The organism is Geomonas silvestris, assembly GCF_014193515.1.
Classification (GTDB): domain Bacteria; phylum Desulfobacterota; class Desulfuromonadia; order Geobacterales; family Geobacteraceae; genus Geomonas; species Geomonas silvestris.
The window spans coordinates 280,158-295,237 of sequence record NZ_BLXX01000005.1; the positions used below are offsets into that span (position 1 = coordinate 280,158).

Consider the following 15,080-nt stretch of genomic DNA (forward strand, 5'->3'; position numbering starts at 1 on the left):
CAGTTCGGGGAGGCCGGCAGCAACCGACCCCCCCGAGAGATGCCTGAGCAGGGTTACTTCTTGACCGGGGCGGCAGCGGGCTTCTTGGCCGCCGGAGCCTTGGGTGCTGCCGGAGCTGCGGCCGGAGCGGACCAGTGGTTCAGGTCGTGGGCGATGCTGTGGCACTCACCGCATTTCGGGAACTTGGACATGATAGCTGCCGGATGCGGTTTGACGTGGCACTGGGTGCAGGCCGGGACGGTCTTGTGCTTGTCTTTGTGGCAGTATGCGCAGGCCAGTTTGCTGTGCTTGGAGGTGCTGGCGGTCAAGAGGGTGAAGGCCTTCTTGTGGCAGGCCGCGCAGAACTTGGACGGCACGTCGTTTTTGTAGGTTACTTCCTTCGGCATGTGAGCCTGGTGGCACGCCTTGCAGTCTTTCTGCACGATCTCGGCAGAGTGCGACTTGTGGCACTGGGTGCAGTCCGGAATCCGGCCGTGCACGTTGTGGCAGAAGGAGCAGGCGAGGGCGGAGTGCTTGCTCTTGAAGGTGCGCAGCTTCTCGATCTGCGGGGTGTGGCAGGTGAGGCACGGATCGGTCACGTTGTTGCCGAACTTGATGATCTTCGGGGTGTGCGGGTTGCTGTGGCAGTTCAGGCAGCCCTGGAGTTTGTAGTGCGGCTTGCCGTCGTGGCACTGGCTGCAGAGGGGGATCGGCTTTTTCACCTTGGGCGGGTGACCCTGGTGGCAGTCCTGGCAGGTGACTTCGGTCTTGTGCTTGCCGCCGTTGCTTGCGATGTCTTTGGGCGGTTTTTCGTGGCACTTGACGCAGTCGGCGTTGGTCAGGGTTGCCGGTGCTTGTGCAGGGTCAGCGGCCACCGCCGTTCCAATACAGCAGAACAGAAAAATTGCCGAAAGAAGATTTAGTACACGTGCTACTCTCATTGCCCCCTCCTTGGTGGTAAAACGAAGTTAATTATAAGCATGGATTTATATAACGTCTAGAGGTTCCTTGTCAACACTTGCCTGATACAAAGGAACCTGATTTTCCGCTTTTGAGGGCAAAAAGATGCGGTTCTGCCAGCGCGAGCTACTACCAGGTTCAAAATAGGCTCAGGCGCCGCCCTAGTAGACGCAGCGAAGTAGTAAGCGCCTGCGAAACTGGAAGCATGATCGGATCGGTAAAAAGGGGGGAAAACGAGGGGCAGGGGCTGAGGGTTCTGTGGTTGTCGGAGCAGGTTCTGGCGGCGCCGGTTTTATGCCATTGCAGGTGCAGCTGAGTTGAGCGGGGAAGGGGAAGGGGCTTGAAATAGTTGAGGTTAAGGCGGGGTATTGCTACCCCCTCGACCTTAACCTCAACCTGTTGCTATCTAATTACTTGTCAGCGGTGATCTTGAAGGTGCGCTTGAGCGGGGTGGCGGTCTTCGGGCCGAACCACTTCTCGAAGATCTTCTTGGCTTCGCCCTTCTTCTCCATCTCGAGGAGGGTCTTGTTCACGAAGTCAACGAAGTTCTTGTCGTCTTTGCGCATGCCGAGGCCGTAGGGCTCTTCGGAGATCTGCAGGTTCGGGATCTCGAACTTGGCCTTGTTGGGAGCCTTGCCGAGGATGCCGGCCAGGATCGACTCGTCGGTGGTGACGGCGGCAACCTTACCCTGCTGCAGGGCAAGGAACGCCTGCGGGTAGTCGTCGAAGGAGAGCACGGTGGCGGTCGGGATCGCCTTCTTCACGTTCTGCTCGGAGGTGGAACCTTTGGCGGTGCCGATCTTCTTCCCTTCCAGGTCCTTCAGGCTCTTCACCTTGCCTTTGTTGGTGATGAACTTCTGGCCGGTCAGGAAGTAGGTGTGGCTGAAGTCGATCTGCTTCGCGCGCTCCGGGTTCTTGGTCATGGTCGCGGCGATCATGTCGATGTTCCCTTCCATAAGCTGCGGCATGCGGCTTGCGGAGGTAACCGGCTTCATTTCGAGCTTGACGTGCAGCTTGTTGGCGATGGCCTTGCAGAAGTCGATGTCGTAGCCCACGATCTCGCGGGTCTTCTCGTCGACGTAGCCAAACGGCGGCAGGGAGTCCTTGACACCGCAGACCAGCACGCCTTTCTTCTTCACTTCGGCCAGGGTGTCACCCGCGGCCAGAGCGGCGTGTGCGAACGAGCCGACCAGGGCGATCGCAGCCAAAAACGTCATCAGTTTCTTCATCGTGTTTCCTCCTGTGGTTTAGTTAGTGCAGCAGACAGAACAAAGAGAGCGGGAACCACTGCTGTCCCCGCTGACACCGTTTACTTACTCTTTTTGAAGACAAATTTCCAGCAGTTAATGCATCGGCGAGAGTAATTGTTTCAGGAACTGCTGGGCGCGTTCGTGCTGGGGATTCGTGAAGAACTCCTCCGGGGCGGCCTCCTCCAGTATGGTTCCCTGATCCATGAACACCACACGGTCCGCCACCTCGCGGGCGAAGCCCATCTCGTGGGTGACTACCACCATGGTCATGCCGATGTGCGCCAGGTCCTGCATGACCCGGAGTACCTCGCCGATCATCTCCGGGTCCAGGGCCGAAGTCGGTTCGTCGAAGAGCATGATGTGCGGTTTCATGGCGAGCGCCCGGGCGATGGCGACGCGCTGCTGCTGGCCGCCGGAGAGCTGAGTCGGGTAGGCGTCGCGCTTCTCGGCGAGCCCCACCCGCTCGAGGAGCTGCATGGCCTGCTCCTCGGCCTCCTTCTTCGGGGTCTTGCGGATCTTTATGGGTGCCAGGGTGATGTTGGCAAGCACCGAGAGGTGGGGGTAGAGGTTGAACTGCTGGAAGACGAAGCCCACCTCGGCCCTGAGCTTGTTGATGTTGGTCTTCTTGTCGGCCAGGTCCATGCCGTCCACGATCAGGCGCCCCTTGTCGATCGGCTCCAGCTGGTTCACGGTGCGGATCAGGGTCGACTTGCCACTTCCCGAGGGGCCGCAGACCACCATCACCTCGCCGGGCTTCACGTGCAGGTTGATGTCGTTTAGGACGTGGAGCTTCTTGAACCATTTATGGACACCGATGAACTGGATCATGGCCTGCTCCTCGAGGCGAAGGGGGCGTTGTTGAAAACGCGAACGCGGTGACTTCATTAGACATAGTAATGGAAGCCACCGCGCAGATCAACTAACTTTTTCAAAACGTCAAACTTTGTTTTGAGATACCGCCTACGCTAAATCGTAGGGTGGGCAAGGGTCCCGTGGATCGGAACGGTGTAGGCTCCGGGTGAGGTAAGATACTTGATGAGCAGCAGGAAAACGAATTTCTGCCGCTCGAGGAATTCCGGCTTGGGCATCATCTCGAGGGTGAGGTTGAGTGGCGAGTTGCCGACCGGGTTGGCGAGGCTCACATCCCCCTTGAGCCTGACGTAGATCCCGTCGCCGGCGAGCGTGAAGCTCTTCAGGTGGGCCTGGCCCCGGTCGAGGCTCAAGGCGCCGCGCACGTCCTGGTAGGTGGCATCGGGAAGCGGCATCTCGCCGATCTTCACCGAGGCGAGTTCCGCACCGCGCACCTGGAGCTGCAGGTCTCCCTCGGGTGTCCCCTTGGGGCTCGTCACCTCGCCGGTCAGGCGCAGCTCGCCGCGCACCCGGGCGCCTGCGACGCTGGCGAAGAATGGGATCTCCTCGAGGTGGATCCCCTTGGCGAGGATGTTCCACCCCGGCTTCTTCCCGAGGGTAACGGTCCCGGAAAACTCCCCGGCGCCGATCTTCCCCCGGTAGGCCACGCGCGGCTTGCCGATGAACAGCGGGAGGATCTCGAGCCCCACCCGGGCGTTGGAAACCTTGAGGAGCACCCCTTTCTCGGAGGAGAGCTCCACCCCGCGCGCCTTGACCGCCAGCGGGAACCCCTTGCGGAACCCGGTGAGGCCCACGGTGTAGCCGGCCTCACCCGCCGCGCGCACCACTACCCCCTTCAGTGCGTCGTTGGGGACGAAGCAGAGGGTGAGGTACAGGAAGAGGATCAGCCCCGCGGGGATGCCGAGGGCGAGGTAGAGGGCGCGCCGGCTCATTTCGCCCCCGCCGGTGCCGGCTTGATGAGGGCGATGGTGAGGGTGACGTCGAGCTTGCTGGGATCCTCGAAGCGCTGCTTGATGGCGGCCTTCTTCACGGTGATGGGGCGGGTCCCCTTCTCCAGGCGGTAGATCAGGTTGGTCGCCTCATTGGCGGAAAGCCCCTCGAGCTTCACCTCGGCGGCATCCTCGACGAACCCCGGCAGGTCCGCGCCTTTCACCGGTTTCACCTGGCTGTTGCGGCCCTTGATGCCGATCTCCTCGATGACCTTGGCCGGTGAGTCGTCCGGGCGCACCGCCTGGAGCCGGTTGCTGACCCGCTGGCTCCCGGCGCTTGCCTCGCGGAAGCGCTGGCGCAGCTTCATGAGCTCGGTGAGATCGGTCTCCCGCGCCCGCCGCTTCTTCTCCAGCGCGGTGATCCGGGCGTTTACCGTGGAGAGCCCGATGATGATCAAAAGCAGTGCCGCCAAGAGCACCCCGAGCCGGGTCCTGGTACGGCTGTCCAGGTTCTGGAAGGCCTCGCTTACTTCTGAGAGTTTCATTGCGCCACCCCCTTCAGTTTGCCGCGGAAGGAGAACGTGACGCTGCCATCCGGACGCGATTTGATGTCGGTAACCTCGGCGCCGTCCACGAGGGTTGCGGCGCGTCCCTTGAAGTCGTTGGCGGCCTGGAAGCTGCGGGCCTCACCCTTGAGGCGCACGTCGGTGCCGTCCAGCTCGGTCTCGTAGAACCCGGTCACACCGTCACCCTTGGCGACTGCGAGGTCCTTCAAGAACTTAAGGAGGTTGCTGGAAACCTTGGCCCCTTCCAGCTTGCGGATCTCGGCGCGCACCTCGGCTACCTCGTCCACCGGTTTCTTGCGCCCTGGGAAGACGTCCTTGTAGATCGCCTGGATCGACTTGTCCAAAGAGGCCACGTCGCGCTTGGCGAGGGCAAAGCGCACGCCGCTTTCGGCAAAGACCAAAAGGACTACGGCCGCGGCGAGGCCGGCGGTGAGGCGCAGCTTGCGGTAGAGCTTCTGGGTGCCGGCGGTGTAGGCGAGCTCGCCGCGGCGCAGGTTGAGGAGGCTCCCGTCGGCGCAGGCCACCGCCACCGCGTAGGCGCCGGCCAGGTCGTGGGCGGCGTGCGCGTCGTCGGCAAAGGCCTCGGCGAGCGCCGGCCGGGACTGGGCCAGGACGCCACGCTCGGTGCTGGTGCGGGCGAAGGATACTATCCGTTCCACCTTGACGCCGTGCGCCACCTCGAGGGCAGCCACGGTGCGCTCCAGTTCCTGCTCGCCGCTTCCCGGCCTAAGCGCCCTGAAGTAGATCGGTTTCGCGTCGCGGTAGGCCGCCAGCGCCTCCCCGTCGGTAACCGCGACGGTGCCCGCCGCAGGGGCGATCTTGTCCCAGTGGTACAGCGAAGCGGTCACCGCTTCCGGCTCCAGGCCGGCTCCCTTCAAGAGCTCGATGCTCTCCTGGATCTCCTTGGAGCGCCCCCATACCGCCAGGAACCTCCCGGTCGCCAACTGAAGCGCGTCGAAGCTGAGCTCGTCGGTGTCGAGGGCGGTCTCCCCTTTGAGTTCCAAGGGGAGCAGCTCGCGCACCTTGGCGCGGTCGGTGAGCGGCAGCTCCAGCTCGCGCATGAAGAGTTGGGAGGGGGGAAGCGCAAGCACCACGCGCCGCTCGCCCGGCACCCGCGCCGCCGCCTCCAGGAGCCGGGAGAGCTCCTCCTCGCCTCCGGTAAGCGGATGGCGCTCGGCTGCGAGGAAGCTGACGCCGCCGCGTTTGGGGCGGAAGCTGGCCAGGGTCAGTTCGTCGCGCTTCAGGGCTACGATCAATATATCCATCAGTATTCTCTCCAATAGATCGGGGTGGGGGTGCCGATGCCGCCGGCGTAGCGGACCACCGCCTCCACGACCGCGATGCTTTCTCCTACCTTGCCTTCCGAATGGATCCGGTACACGCTGCCGCTGTAGGTCACCTTGCTCCCCAGGCTGATGAAGACCGGTCCGGTGCCGAGGATGCTGCTCAGGTCGGTGGCGGTTTTAAGCGGCGTGGTCTTGCGGGCCTCGATGATCCGCTCCGCCAGGTCCGCGGTCAGGTTCTGGTCCAGCGCCATGAGGACCTCCTTGGGCGCGGTGTTCACGTTGACCAGCGTGGCGACCTCGAAATCCGTCTTGCCGTACACCGTCACGAAGGGGCGCAGCTTGGCGATCACCTCCGGGGTGAACCCCTTCAGCAGACCGAGCTCCTCGACGGTGTCGAGGGTGCTGTTCTTCGCCTTGTAGGGGGGCTTCAGGGTGAGGTAGTAGCTGCTCTCGGCCCCCGAGGGGTGCGGCGTGTCGTTGGTGTCGACCCAGTCCAAGAGGGCGTCGGTCAACTCCGGCTGCAGTTTGAGCGTGGTAAAAAGCCGCTGGGCCATCATGGTGTAGTCGTTGGCGGTGCCGTTGGGGGGCGCGCCGTTGTTCAGGTTGAGCTTGCCGGACTCCTCCTCGATGGTGACGGTGACCGTCCCGTTGCCGGTATCGTAGCTGAACGGTTTCGCCCACTGCTCGGTGAGCGCGCTGTAGCTGGCTCCGGCGCGCAAAAGCGCCGAGTACTGCAGGAGCTGGTAGCCACCCTGGATCCCGGACTCCGCCAGGATGGAGGCCTGCTGCGAGGCGACGAAGTTGTGGCTGTGCGAGGTGTCGACGTAGACCTCGTTCACGAACTCGGCCAAGAGCGCCACCAAGAGTGCCGTCACGATGAGCGTTATCACCAGGGCGAAGCCCCGCTCGCCTCTCATGGCTGGAACCCCGGCGAGGCGACGGTGCTGAAGACCTCGCCCCCTTTAAGCGTGATGGTCACCCGGACCGTCTTCGGAATCCGGTTGTTCAGTTTGGCGTCCCAGGTCTTCACCCACTTCGAGCCGTCGTAGCACTCCACCAGGAACCCTTCGATGACGTCGATCACCGGGTACGGGGAGCTCTTCACCGACTCCTCCAGGTACGGGTCGCGCGCCTCGCGGGTCAGGGTGAGAACCCCGTCCTTCTCGTTCACGGAGTACTTCACCAGGGTGAGGTCCGAGGTGGGCGCGGGCGTCACCCGAGGCGGCGCCAGGAAAGAAAAGGCCAGCGTCGAGGCAGGCTTTCCGTAGCTGTCCCGGTCCTCCACGACAAAGAGCAGGTTAGGGAGGTTTTTGTTCGCGCTGGGGCTCGGGTTGCCGGTGGTTCCGGTCGGGGGGGCCGGCGTGCTGGTGAGCGCGCTTGACCCCGCCTTGTAGAACATGGAGGTGATCTCGTTGTGCAGTCCGCCCAAGGTGGCAGAGATCTCGCGGCGCGATTCCATGCGCTGCCCCCCGCGCTCGCGGGCCGCGGTGACCGAGAAGTAGGTGCCGTAGAGCGCCCCGGTGAGGATGACCAGCAAGGCCAGCGCGACCAGCAGTTCAATCAGGGTGAAGCCTTGGCTATTGCGCATTGGTCGCCACGTACTTCACCAGGTTGATCTTCTTCTTATCGTCGTCCCAGCTCACGGTAAGCCGGATCTGGCTTAAGCCGGGGACCTGGGTTTCGGTTTTTTCCCGCTCCCACTTGAGGTCGGGGTGGTCCGGGGCGAAGCTCCCCTTGGTCTCGGTCGACTTGTTGAAGTCGGGATCGTCCATTTTGGCGCGCCCCACCAGGGCCGCGGTGGTCTCCTCGTTGTCGCGTCCCACGATGGAGAGGTGGTAGTTGACCGAGGAGATCACGGTGAGCAGCACCCCCCCCGCTATGGCGAGCGCAATCATCACTTCGAGCAGGGTGAAGCCTCTCATGACGCGTTCTCCTGCCCCACTTCCTGGCGTCCTCGCTGCACCAGCACCTTGCCGCCCGACGGGTAGGCGATCACGGTGTAGCGCTCGTCTCCCCCCTTGAGGTGGATGGTGATCAGGTCGGGGCTCCCGCCGGGGCCGAAGGGGATCGTCACCTCGCCATCGCTCACCGTCCCAAGGCGCGGCACCGTAACGTCCTCGATGCTGATCCCCTCCTCGATGAGGCGCCGGCCCATGAACTGGTCTTCCGGTGCCACCTCCTCTCCGATGGCGCTCAGCTTGACGATGCTGGTGCTTCCTTCGCCGAGGTTCAGTTTCAAACGGTAGGTCTGCTTGGAGATGATGGCCTGGTCGTTCAGAAACCTGATGCCGGAGGCGAGGTTGCGGGCCGAGCTCTTCAGCTTGGTCGCTTCGCCAGATGGGAGGCGCGGGACCACGACGGCGGCGGCCATTGCCAGGATGACAATGACCACCATCAGTTCGATCATGGTGAAGCCGGCTTCGCGCCGGCGCCCGCTTGTAGTTGGAGATGGTGCGGTTAACAGCGTCGCTGCTCCTGTAACTGCCGTCGGATCCTTTCAGCGCTCCGTTGCCGGGGAAAGAGTTGGTCTCGTTCCCGCGCTGTAGCGTCGGAAGAGTATGAATCCGGAACGTAGAACGTAGAACCTAGAACGTAGGGTAGTTACTTGAGGTTCCAGCTCTCGATGTCGGCGTTTTTTCCGTCGCCGCCGCGGGCGCCGTCGGCACCGAAGGAGTAGAGGTCGTAATCGCCGTGCTCACCCGGGGAGAGGTAGTTGTAGTCGTTGCCCCAGGGATCCTTGGGGACGTTCTTGTTCTCCAGGTACCCCTCGGCCTTGTAGTTGTTCGGGATCTTGCCGGTGGTCGGCTTGGTCACCAGCGCCTGCAGCCCCTGCTCGGTGGTGGGAAAGCTGCCGGTATCCAGCTTGTAGAGCTTCAAAGCGGTCTCGATGTTACGGATCTGCACCTTGGCGTCGGCGACCTTCGCGTCGTCGCTGCGGCCGATGATCTTCGGTCCGACCAGAACGGCCAGGAGGCTTAAGATGACGATGACGACCATGAGTTCGATCAGGGTGAAACCGCGGCTGTCTTTCAGGTTCTTGAACATGCAGGGACCTCTCAAATAGGTGGTGTGAAGATTGTTATTCTATTCAGCCGGCGGACGCGGAGGTCCGCCTGGATCGTTTGCAGCAGAACTCCCCCGCCCTTGACGGGAGGGGGCAGGGGGGTGGGTGAAGCTGCCACGGAGTGACGTGGTTGCCGCTGCAGACTTCCCGCTCACCCCGACCCTCCCCCGCCAGGGTAGGAGGGTGATGTAGGCAAATAATTTTACTTAACCAGCTGGTTCAACTGGAAGATCGGGAGCAGCACGGCGAGCACCACGAAGCCGACGCACAGCCCCATGCTCAGCACCAAAAGCGGCTCCAAAAGCGCCATGGCGCGCGTCACGTTGGCGTTGAACTCCTTCTCGAAGGCGTTCCCCGCCTTGATAAGCATCTGGTCCAACTCGCCGCTCTTCTCGCCCACCGCAGTCATGTGAGTCAAAAGCGGCGGGAAGAGGACGCTCCCCTTCAAGGAGCCCGAGAGGCTTCCCCCCTGGATCAGGGTCTCGCGCGCTTGGGCCAGGAAGCTCTTGTACTCCCGGTTCACCACGGCCTCGCCGGTGATCTCCAGCGCCTTGATGATCGGGACCCCGCTCGCCAGCAAAAGCCCCAGCACCTTGGCAAAACGCGAGAGGATCAGGCGCTGCCAAAGCGGCCCCAAAAGCGGCAGCTTGAGCAGGAACCGGTCGCGCTTCTGCAGGAAGGCCTCCTGCTTTCCCAGCTTTTTGAAGCCGAAGCTGATGGCGACACCCAGGATGATAAGGAACCACCACCCCTTGCGCACCAGGTTACTCACCTGGATTAGGAAAATCGTGATGAAGGGGAGTGTCGCCTTGCTCTCCTGGAAGACCGCCACGATCTTGGGGACCACGAAGGCGAGCAGGAAGAGCATCACCCCGCCCCCCACCAGCACCATGAGGATCGGGTAGGCAAGCGCCGTGGTCACCCGGCTCCGCACCTCGGCCTGGTCCTCCTGGAACTCCGCCAGCCGCTCCAGGACGACTTCCAGGGCGCCGCTCGCCTCGCCGGCGGCTACCATCCCCACGTAGCTCTCGGAGAAGACCGCCGGTTCCTCGGCCAGCGACTGGGCCAGTCCCTTACCTTCGGCCAGGCGGTCGCGCACCCGCCCGAGCACACGTTTGAGCTCGCCGGGCGATTCCTGCTCCCAAAGCGTCGCCACCGCCTCGTAGACCGGCACCGCGCTCCCTAAAAGGGTGGCGAGCCGGCGGGTGGCCAAGGAGAGGTCCGGCACGCTCACCTTCGAGCTCAGGCTGAAGAGCTGCTTCGCGGCGGGCGCGTCCTGGGCTGCGGCGATCTCTTTCGCGAAGAGCCCCTTCTGCTTCAACTGCAGCCGGGCCTCGTTCTGGGTCGGCGCGTCGACGGTCCCGCTGACCTCGGCGCCGCCGGAGGTGAAGGCGCTATAGCGAAAGGTCGGCATAGTCTTCCTGGGTTACCCTCAGGACCTCTTCGATGGTTGTCACTCCCTGGCGCACCTTCTCCAAGCCGTCTTCCCTGAGGGTCTTCATCCCCTTGGAGATGGCGTACTCCTTGATGACGCCGGCCGGGGTGCGCCGGATGATCATGGAGCAGATCTCGGAGTCGATGGGAAGGAGCTCGTAGATGCCGATCCGACCGATGGTCCCCAGGTTGAAGCATTTCTCGCAGCCGCGGCCGCGGTAGAGCACCGGCGGCACCTGGATGCCGGGGTAGTCGCGCTCCGGTGCGTAGGACTCTTTGCAGTGCGGGCAGATCACCCGGACCAGGCGCTGGGCGAGCACCGTGGAGAGCGAGGAGGCCACCAGAAACGGCTCGATCCCCATGTCGATCAGGCGGGTCACGGCGGTGGCGGCGTCGTTGGTGTGCAGGGTCGAGAGCACCAGGTGGCCGGTGAGCGAGGCCTGCATGGCGATCTCGGCGGTCTCGGCGTCGCGGATCTCGCCGATCATCACGATGTCCGGGTCCTGGCGCAGGATCGATCTGAGACCGTTGGCGAAGGTGAGGTCGATCTTCGGGTTGACCTGGATCTGTCCTACACCCTTCAGCTGGTACTCGATCGGGTCCTCGACGGTGATGATGTTCTTCTCCGGCGAGTTGATCTGGCTCAGCGCCGCGTAGAGCGTGGTGGTCTTGCCGCTGCCGGTCGGGCCGGTGACCAGCACGATGCCGCTGGTGCGTGCGAGCACCCGCTCCATGTAGGCGTCGTGCTGCGCGGAGAGCCCGATCTCCCGAAGCGACAGGATGCCGCGCTGCTTGTCCAGAAGCCTCAACACCACGCGCTCGCCGAAGAAGGTGGGGAGCAGCGAAACGCGGATGTCGACGTCGCGGCCGGCCACCTTCACCCTGATGCGGCCGTCCTGCGGCAGGCGCTTCTCGGCGATGTTCAACCCGGCCATGATCTTGACGCGCGAGGTGAGCGCCTCCTGGATCACCTTGGGGGGCGAGAGCATCTTGTAGAGCAGGCCGTCGATCCGGAAACGGACCTCCAGTTCGCGCTCGAAGGGCTCGATGTGGATATCGCTCGCGCGCTCCTTCACGGCTTGGAAGAGGATCGAGTTAAGAAGCCGGATCACCGGCGCCTCGTCGGTGAGCTCCATCAGGTCGCGCGGCTCGTTGAACGAGGTCGCAAGGGTCGAAAGCTCCTCGCCCTCCAGCTCCTCGACCACCTCCTGGGCGCTTCCCGACAGGCGCGAGTAGATCCGGTTCACCGCGTCGATCAAGACCGGCTTCGGGACCACCACCACCGAGACGTCGGCGTCGAAGAGGCCGGCCAGTTCGTCGATGGCCAGAAGGTTGGCCGGGTCCGCGCTGGCGGCGACGATGGCTCCGTCCTCCTCGCGCAGCGGCAGCAGCAGGTTGTTGCGCGCGAAGTTGAGCGGGATGCGGTTCACCAGCGCCCCGTCGACCTTGGAGTCGTCGAGCTCCGCCTGGAAGGGGAGGCCGAGCCGCTTTGCTATCTGCTCTATATCAACAGTATCTGCCATAAGTCAGTGATCCATTTCTGTCGGGAGAAGGGGGCGGCTGTTGCCTTACTGCCGGGGCGGCACCGGGGCCAGGACCGGCGGCACGGCACCCTGCGGCGGCACCGGGGCGACGACCGGCAGGGTGGTCTCCTTCAGCGAGCGCTGGTCCTTCAGCATCTGCTCCTTGATCATCAGGTCGATGTCGATGGGGGTGTCGTGCTTCACCGCGTCGCCGAAATTGTTCTTCTCGCTTACCGAAACCTCCGCCATGTCCCGGGCGTCCTTGATGATGCGCGGGGTGAGCATGATGAGGAGGTTCGTCTTGTCGCGTGAGGTGCTCTTGGTCTTGAAGAGCCAGCCGAGCCCAGGGATGTCGCCCAGGAGCGGGATCTTGCTCTCGGTGATCTGGTCCTTGTCCTGGATCAGCCCGCCGATCACCACGGTGTCGGTGTTCTTCACCACCACCGAGGTCTTGGCGGAGCGCTTGGTGGTCCCCAGGTTCTGGGCGCTGGCGGTGCCGAAGTCCTTAACCGCCGAGATCTCCTGGTAGATGTCGAGCTTCACGTAGTCACCCTCGCTGATCTGGGGCTTGATCTTCAGGATGATACCGGTGTCCTTCCTCTCGATCGACTGCTGCGACAGGCCGGTGGAGGTCAGGTTGGTCCCCGAGAGGAACGGGACGTTCTCGCCCACGAAGATCTCGGCCTCCTTGTTGTCGCTGGTCATCACATTGGGGGTGGAGAGCACGTTCACCGCCCCGTTGGTCTGCAGTGCCTGGAGCGCCACCGCGAAGTTTGCCGGGCTCTTGAAGACGCCGAGGTCCGGGGTGATCCCCGCAGAGGTCAGGCTGGCCAAGGAGGTACCCAGGGCCGCGGTGGCCCCCATCGGGTCGTAGGTGGCGCCGGCCGAGACCGAGCCGGTGCTGGCACCGCCCAGGAACGCCCACTGGACGCCTAGTTGCTTCGCCTTGGTGAGCGAGACCTCGGCGATCATCGCCTGCACGAAGACCTGGCGGCTTCTGCGGTCCAGTTTCTGGATCACGCCCAGGAGGTTTTGGTAGTCGTTGGGGGAGGCGAGGATCACCAGCGAGTTGGTCGCCTTGTCCGGGGTGATGCTTACCTTCCCACCCTCGAAGAGCGCCATCTGCGGGGCTGCGGCCGCGGCGGCCGGTGCGGCGCCGGCAGTTGTCGAACCCTTGATGAGTCCGTCCAGCACCTTGGCGACCTCGGTCGCCTCGGCGTTCTCCAGGTAGTACACGTTCACCTTGCTGCTGGTGGTGGGGGGGACCACGTCGATCATCGCCACGAACTTCTTCACGTCGGCCTTGTCGCGGTCGCTGCCGAAGACGATCAGCGCGTTCAGGCGGGTGTCGGCGACCACCGTGGCGCTCGCACCGCCCCCTGCCACGCTCGCGGCCCCGGCGGGAGCGGCTCCCGCGGGCTTGGCGGCGGAACCTTTGCCCCCGAGCCAGTCCCGGACCATACTGGCCACCGACTCGGCGCCGGCATTTTTCAAAAAGACCAGTTCGGCGCCCTCGCGCGGCTGGTCGCTGTCGATGTACTTCAGGATGCCGAGGATCTTCTGCATGTTGAGCGCCGAGTCCACCACCATGATCATGTTGGCGGCGCCGAAGGCGGAGATCTGGCCGTCCTTGGAGACCAGCGGCTGCAGGAAGCTGACCGCGTCCTGCGGGGCGATGTGCGACAGCGGGATCACCCGCGCCTGGTAGGTGTCGTTCACCACGCTCTTCTCGCCGTCGGCGAAGACCCGCATCCCGGACTGCTTGGCGGATGCGGTCGGGATGATCTTCATCACCTTGCCCGCCGGCACCACGGTGAACCCTTTGAGCTCCAGGACCGAAGTGAAGACGTTGTAGGCCTCTTCGTTCGAGAGCTTGGCAGGCGAGAAGACCGAGATCTTACCTTTGACCCGGTCGTCCATGATGAAGTTCTTCCCGGTCAGGTCGCTTATGAACTTGACCATGGTGGAGATGTCCACGTCCGTGAAGTTCAGCACCACCCCCTTGGCCTGGGCCAGGTTGGGCGCCATGAGCAAGAACATGAACAGGGTCAGGATGCGCGCGAATCGAGATTTCAAGTAAAACCCCCCAAAGAGACAGGTTAAGGTTGAGGTTGAGGCTAAGGCTTAAGCTTGCATCACCTGATATCGTAATTGAAGGTGGTCGGTTGACCGTCGCGGATCATGTCGAGCTTGATCCGGCTCTGCCCCTTTAAAGAGGCGAAGGACTGGATCGCCTTTTCCGGGGAGTCGATCGGGAAGTCGTTCATCCGCAAAAGGACGTCGCCGTTTCGGATGCCGATGGTGCCGAAGATCCCCTGCGGCTTCACTTCGGAGGCCCTGAACCCTTCCACCTTGCCGTCCTTCATGCTCGGCAGCAACCGGGCATCGGTCATCGCCTGCCCGATGTTGTCCAGGGCGGCGTTCAGGGCGCGCTGGTCGATGATGAAGTTGCCGCCGCCGGTCGAGGCTACGCCACCGCCGGCCGGCGCCGCTGCCGCCGGTTGTGCGGCAGCCGCTTCGGCGACCGCGTTGGGGGTGAGGATCTTGACCCGTTTCCCGTTCACCTGGATCTCGGCCACGTCCTTCTTGACCGCAACGAGGGGGCCGGCCGAGAACACGGTCTCGCCCAGGCGGAAGACCCGCTCCTCGTGGCTCGAGGTCTTCTGCACCAGCGCGAAGGTTTCCCTAAAGGAACCTACCGCCGTGCCGAGAAGGATCAGGTCGCTCACCGAGGCGGCCGGCGCCGCCGCTTGGGCACCCGGCTGCTGGGCCGGCGCCTGCACGATCGGGGTCAGCTTCCCCTGGGTCGCCTTGCCGAACAGGCCCAGTTCGAGGATCGGCGCGAAGCTCTGCAGGTCCTCGTTGACCGGTGCCGGCGTGCTTGGGACCGCCGTCTTCTGTGCGTTGCGCGGGTAGAGTGAGGAGATCTTGAAGCTGACCAGGTCGGCAGCGATCAGAGCCAAGGCACCGATGGCCAGTACGCCGAGAACTATGTTTGTGGGGAGTATCCACCGCGGCATGAAGTAGCCCTTTTGTTGAGGTCGCTGAAACTGTCTGAATATATTAGATGGCCGGTGGTTATGCAACTGAAAAACCGGGTGCCGGCCCCCTGCCTGCCGCTTAAAGTGATGCCGCAGAAGGCTCTACAGTACCCGTGGCCCCCCGTGAATCCATTCGGCCCCCCGCCACAGCTAAACCCCCTGCAGCAGCAAAAGCCAT

At 63.4% G+C, this 15,080-nt stretch carries 15 protein-coding genes; all 15 read right to left on the reverse strand.

The features are described from left to right. Positions 1-53: 53 nt before the first annotated feature. Positions 54-920, reverse strand: a complete 867-nt coding sequence (locus tag GMST_RS10680; protein WP_183354635.1) for a cytochrome c3 family protein — start codon at positions 918-920, stop codon at positions 54-56. 429 nt (positions 921-1,349) lie between these two features. Further along, positions 1,350-2,168, reverse strand: a complete 819-nt coding sequence (locus GMST_RS10685; protein WP_183354636.1) for an ABC transporter substrate-binding protein — start codon at positions 2,166-2,168, stop codon at positions 1,350-1,352. Between the two features lie 114 nt (positions 2,169-2,282). Next, positions 2,283-3,017 carry an amino acid ABC transporter ATP-binding protein gene (locus GMST_RS10690; RefSeq protein WP_183354637.1) on the reverse strand — a complete coding sequence of 245 codons (735 nt, stop codon included), beginning with the start codon at positions 3,015-3,017 and terminating at the stop codon, positions 2,283-2,285. 137 nt (positions 3,018-3,154) lie between these two features. Then, a complete protein-coding gene (gene gspN, locus GMST_RS10695; protein WP_183354638.1) occupies positions 3,155-3,991 on the reverse strand; it encodes a type II secretion system protein GspN in 837 nt (278 codons plus the stop codon). After that, entirely contained in the window at positions 3,988-4,533 is a 546-nt protein-coding gene (locus GMST_RS10700; protein ID WP_183354639.1) for a general secretion pathway protein GspM, read from the reverse strand. Before GMST_RS10700 ends, gspN begins: the two co-directional genes overlap by 4 nt. Next, positions 4,530-5,819 carry a type II secretion system protein GspL gene (gene gspL / locus GMST_RS10705; protein ID WP_183354640.1) on the reverse strand — a complete coding sequence of 430 codons (1,290 nt, stop codon included), beginning with the start codon at positions 5,817-5,819 and terminating at the stop codon, positions 4,530-4,532. The genes GMST_RS10700 and gspL overlap by 4 nt, the downstream gene beginning before the upstream one ends. Beyond that, on the reverse strand, positions 5,819-6,757 hold the full coding sequence (gene gspK, locus GMST_RS10710) for a type II secretion system minor pseudopilin GspK (RefSeq protein WP_183354641.1): 939 nt from the start codon (positions 6,755-6,757) through the stop codon (positions 5,819-5,821). The genes gspL and gspK overlap by 1 nt, the downstream gene beginning before the upstream one ends. Continuing rightward, positions 6,754-7,428 carry a type II secretion system protein GspJ gene (locus GMST_RS10715; RefSeq protein ID WP_183354642.1) on the reverse strand — a complete coding sequence of 225 codons (675 nt, stop codon included), beginning with the start codon at positions 7,426-7,428 and terminating at the stop codon, positions 6,754-6,756. Before GMST_RS10715 ends, gspK begins: the two co-directional genes overlap by 4 nt. Then, the gene (locus GMST_RS10720; RefSeq protein WP_183354643.1) at positions 7,418-7,762 is read right to left on the reverse strand and encodes a prepilin-type N-terminal cleavage/methylation domain-containing protein; all 345 of its coding nucleotides are present in this window, start codon (positions 7,760-7,762) and stop codon (positions 7,418-7,420) included. The genes GMST_RS10715 and GMST_RS10720 overlap by 11 nt, the downstream gene beginning before the upstream one ends. Beyond that, positions 7,759-8,304, reverse strand: a complete 546-nt coding sequence (locus GMST_RS10725) for a prepilin-type N-terminal cleavage/methylation domain-containing protein (RefSeq protein WP_281380030.1) — start codon at positions 8,302-8,304, stop codon at positions 7,759-7,761. Before GMST_RS10725 ends, GMST_RS10720 begins: the two co-directional genes overlap by 4 nt. A 137-nt stretch (positions 8,305-8,441) precedes the next feature. Beyond that, on the reverse strand, positions 8,442-8,885 hold the full coding sequence (gene gspG, locus GMST_RS10730) for a type II secretion system major pseudopilin GspG (protein WP_183354645.1): 444 nt from the start codon (positions 8,883-8,885) through the stop codon (positions 8,442-8,444). Between the two features lie 221 nt (positions 8,886-9,106). After that, positions 9,107-10,318, reverse strand: coding sequence for a type II secretion system inner membrane protein GspF (gene gspF, locus GMST_RS10735; protein ID WP_183354646.1), 1,212 nt, complete (start codon positions 10,316-10,318; stop codon positions 9,107-9,109). Then, a complete protein-coding gene (gene gspE / locus GMST_RS10740) occupies positions 10,299-11,861 on the reverse strand; it encodes a type II secretion system ATPase GspE (protein ID WP_183354647.1) in 1,563 nt (520 codons plus the stop codon). The genes gspF and gspE overlap by 20 nt, the downstream gene beginning before the upstream one ends. Before the next feature lie 45 nt (positions 11,862-11,906). Then, the gene (gspD, locus tag GMST_RS10745; RefSeq protein WP_371873120.1) at positions 11,907-13,937 is read right to left on the reverse strand and encodes a type II secretion system secretin GspD; all 2,031 of its coding nucleotides are present in this window, start codon (positions 13,935-13,937) and stop codon (positions 11,907-11,909) included. A 59-nt stretch (positions 13,938-13,996) separates the two neighbouring features. Continuing rightward, on the reverse strand, positions 13,997-14,881 hold the full coding sequence (locus tag GMST_RS10750) for a type II secretion system protein N (protein ID WP_183354648.1): 885 nt from the start codon (positions 14,879-14,881) through the stop codon (positions 13,997-13,999). Between the last annotated feature and the right edge of the window lie 199 nt (positions 14,882-15,080).

Bases quoted from the DNA above. Each gene is read 5' to 3' on its own strand.
- GMST_RS10680 (WP_183354635.1), bottom strand. From the start codon at position 920: ATGAGAGTAGCACGTGTACTAAATCTTCTTTCGGCAATTTTTCTGTTC.
- GMST_RS10685 (WP_183354636.1), bottom strand. From the start codon at position 2,168: ATGAAGAAACTGATGACGTTTTTGGCTGCGATCGCCCTGGTCGGCTCG.
- GMST_RS10690 (WP_183354637.1), bottom strand. From the start codon at position 3,017: ATGATCCAGTTCATCGGTGTCCATAAATGGTTCAAGAAGCTCCACGTC.
- gspN (WP_183354638.1), bottom strand. From the start codon at position 3,991: ATGAGCCGGCGCGCCCTCTACCTCGCCCTCGGCATCCCCGCGGGGCTG.
- GMST_RS10700 (WP_183354639.1), bottom strand. From the start codon at position 4,533: ATGAAACTCTCAGAAGTAAGCGAGGCCTTCCAGAACCTGGACAGCCGT.
- gspL (WP_183354640.1), bottom strand. From the start codon at position 5,819: ATGGATATATTGATCGTAGCCCTGAAGCGCGACGAACTGACCCTGGCC.
- gspK (WP_183354641.1), bottom strand. From the start codon at position 6,757: ATGAGAGGCGAGCGGGGCTTCGCCCTGGTGATAACGCTCATCGTGACG.
- GMST_RS10715 (WP_183354642.1), bottom strand. From the start codon at position 7,428: ATGCGCAATAGCCAAGGCTTCACCCTGATTGAACTGCTGGTCGCGCTG.
- GMST_RS10720 (WP_183354643.1), bottom strand. From the start codon at position 7,762: ATGAGAGGCTTCACCCTGCTCGAAGTGATGATTGCGCTCGCCATAGCG.
- gspG (WP_183354645.1), bottom strand. From the start codon at position 8,885: ATGTTCAAGAACCTGAAAGACAGCCGCGGTTTCACCCTGATCGAACTC.
- gspF (WP_183354646.1), bottom strand. From the start codon at position 10,318: ATGCCGACCTTTCGCTATAGCGCCTTCACCTCCGGCGGCGCCGAGGTC.
- gspE (WP_183354647.1), bottom strand. From the start codon at position 11,861: ATGGCAGATACTGTTGATATAGAGCAGATAGCAAAGCGGCTCGGCCTC.
- GMST_RS10750 (WP_183354648.1), bottom strand. From the start codon at position 14,881: ATGCCGCGGTGGATACTCCCCACAAACATAGTTCTCGGCGTACTGGCC.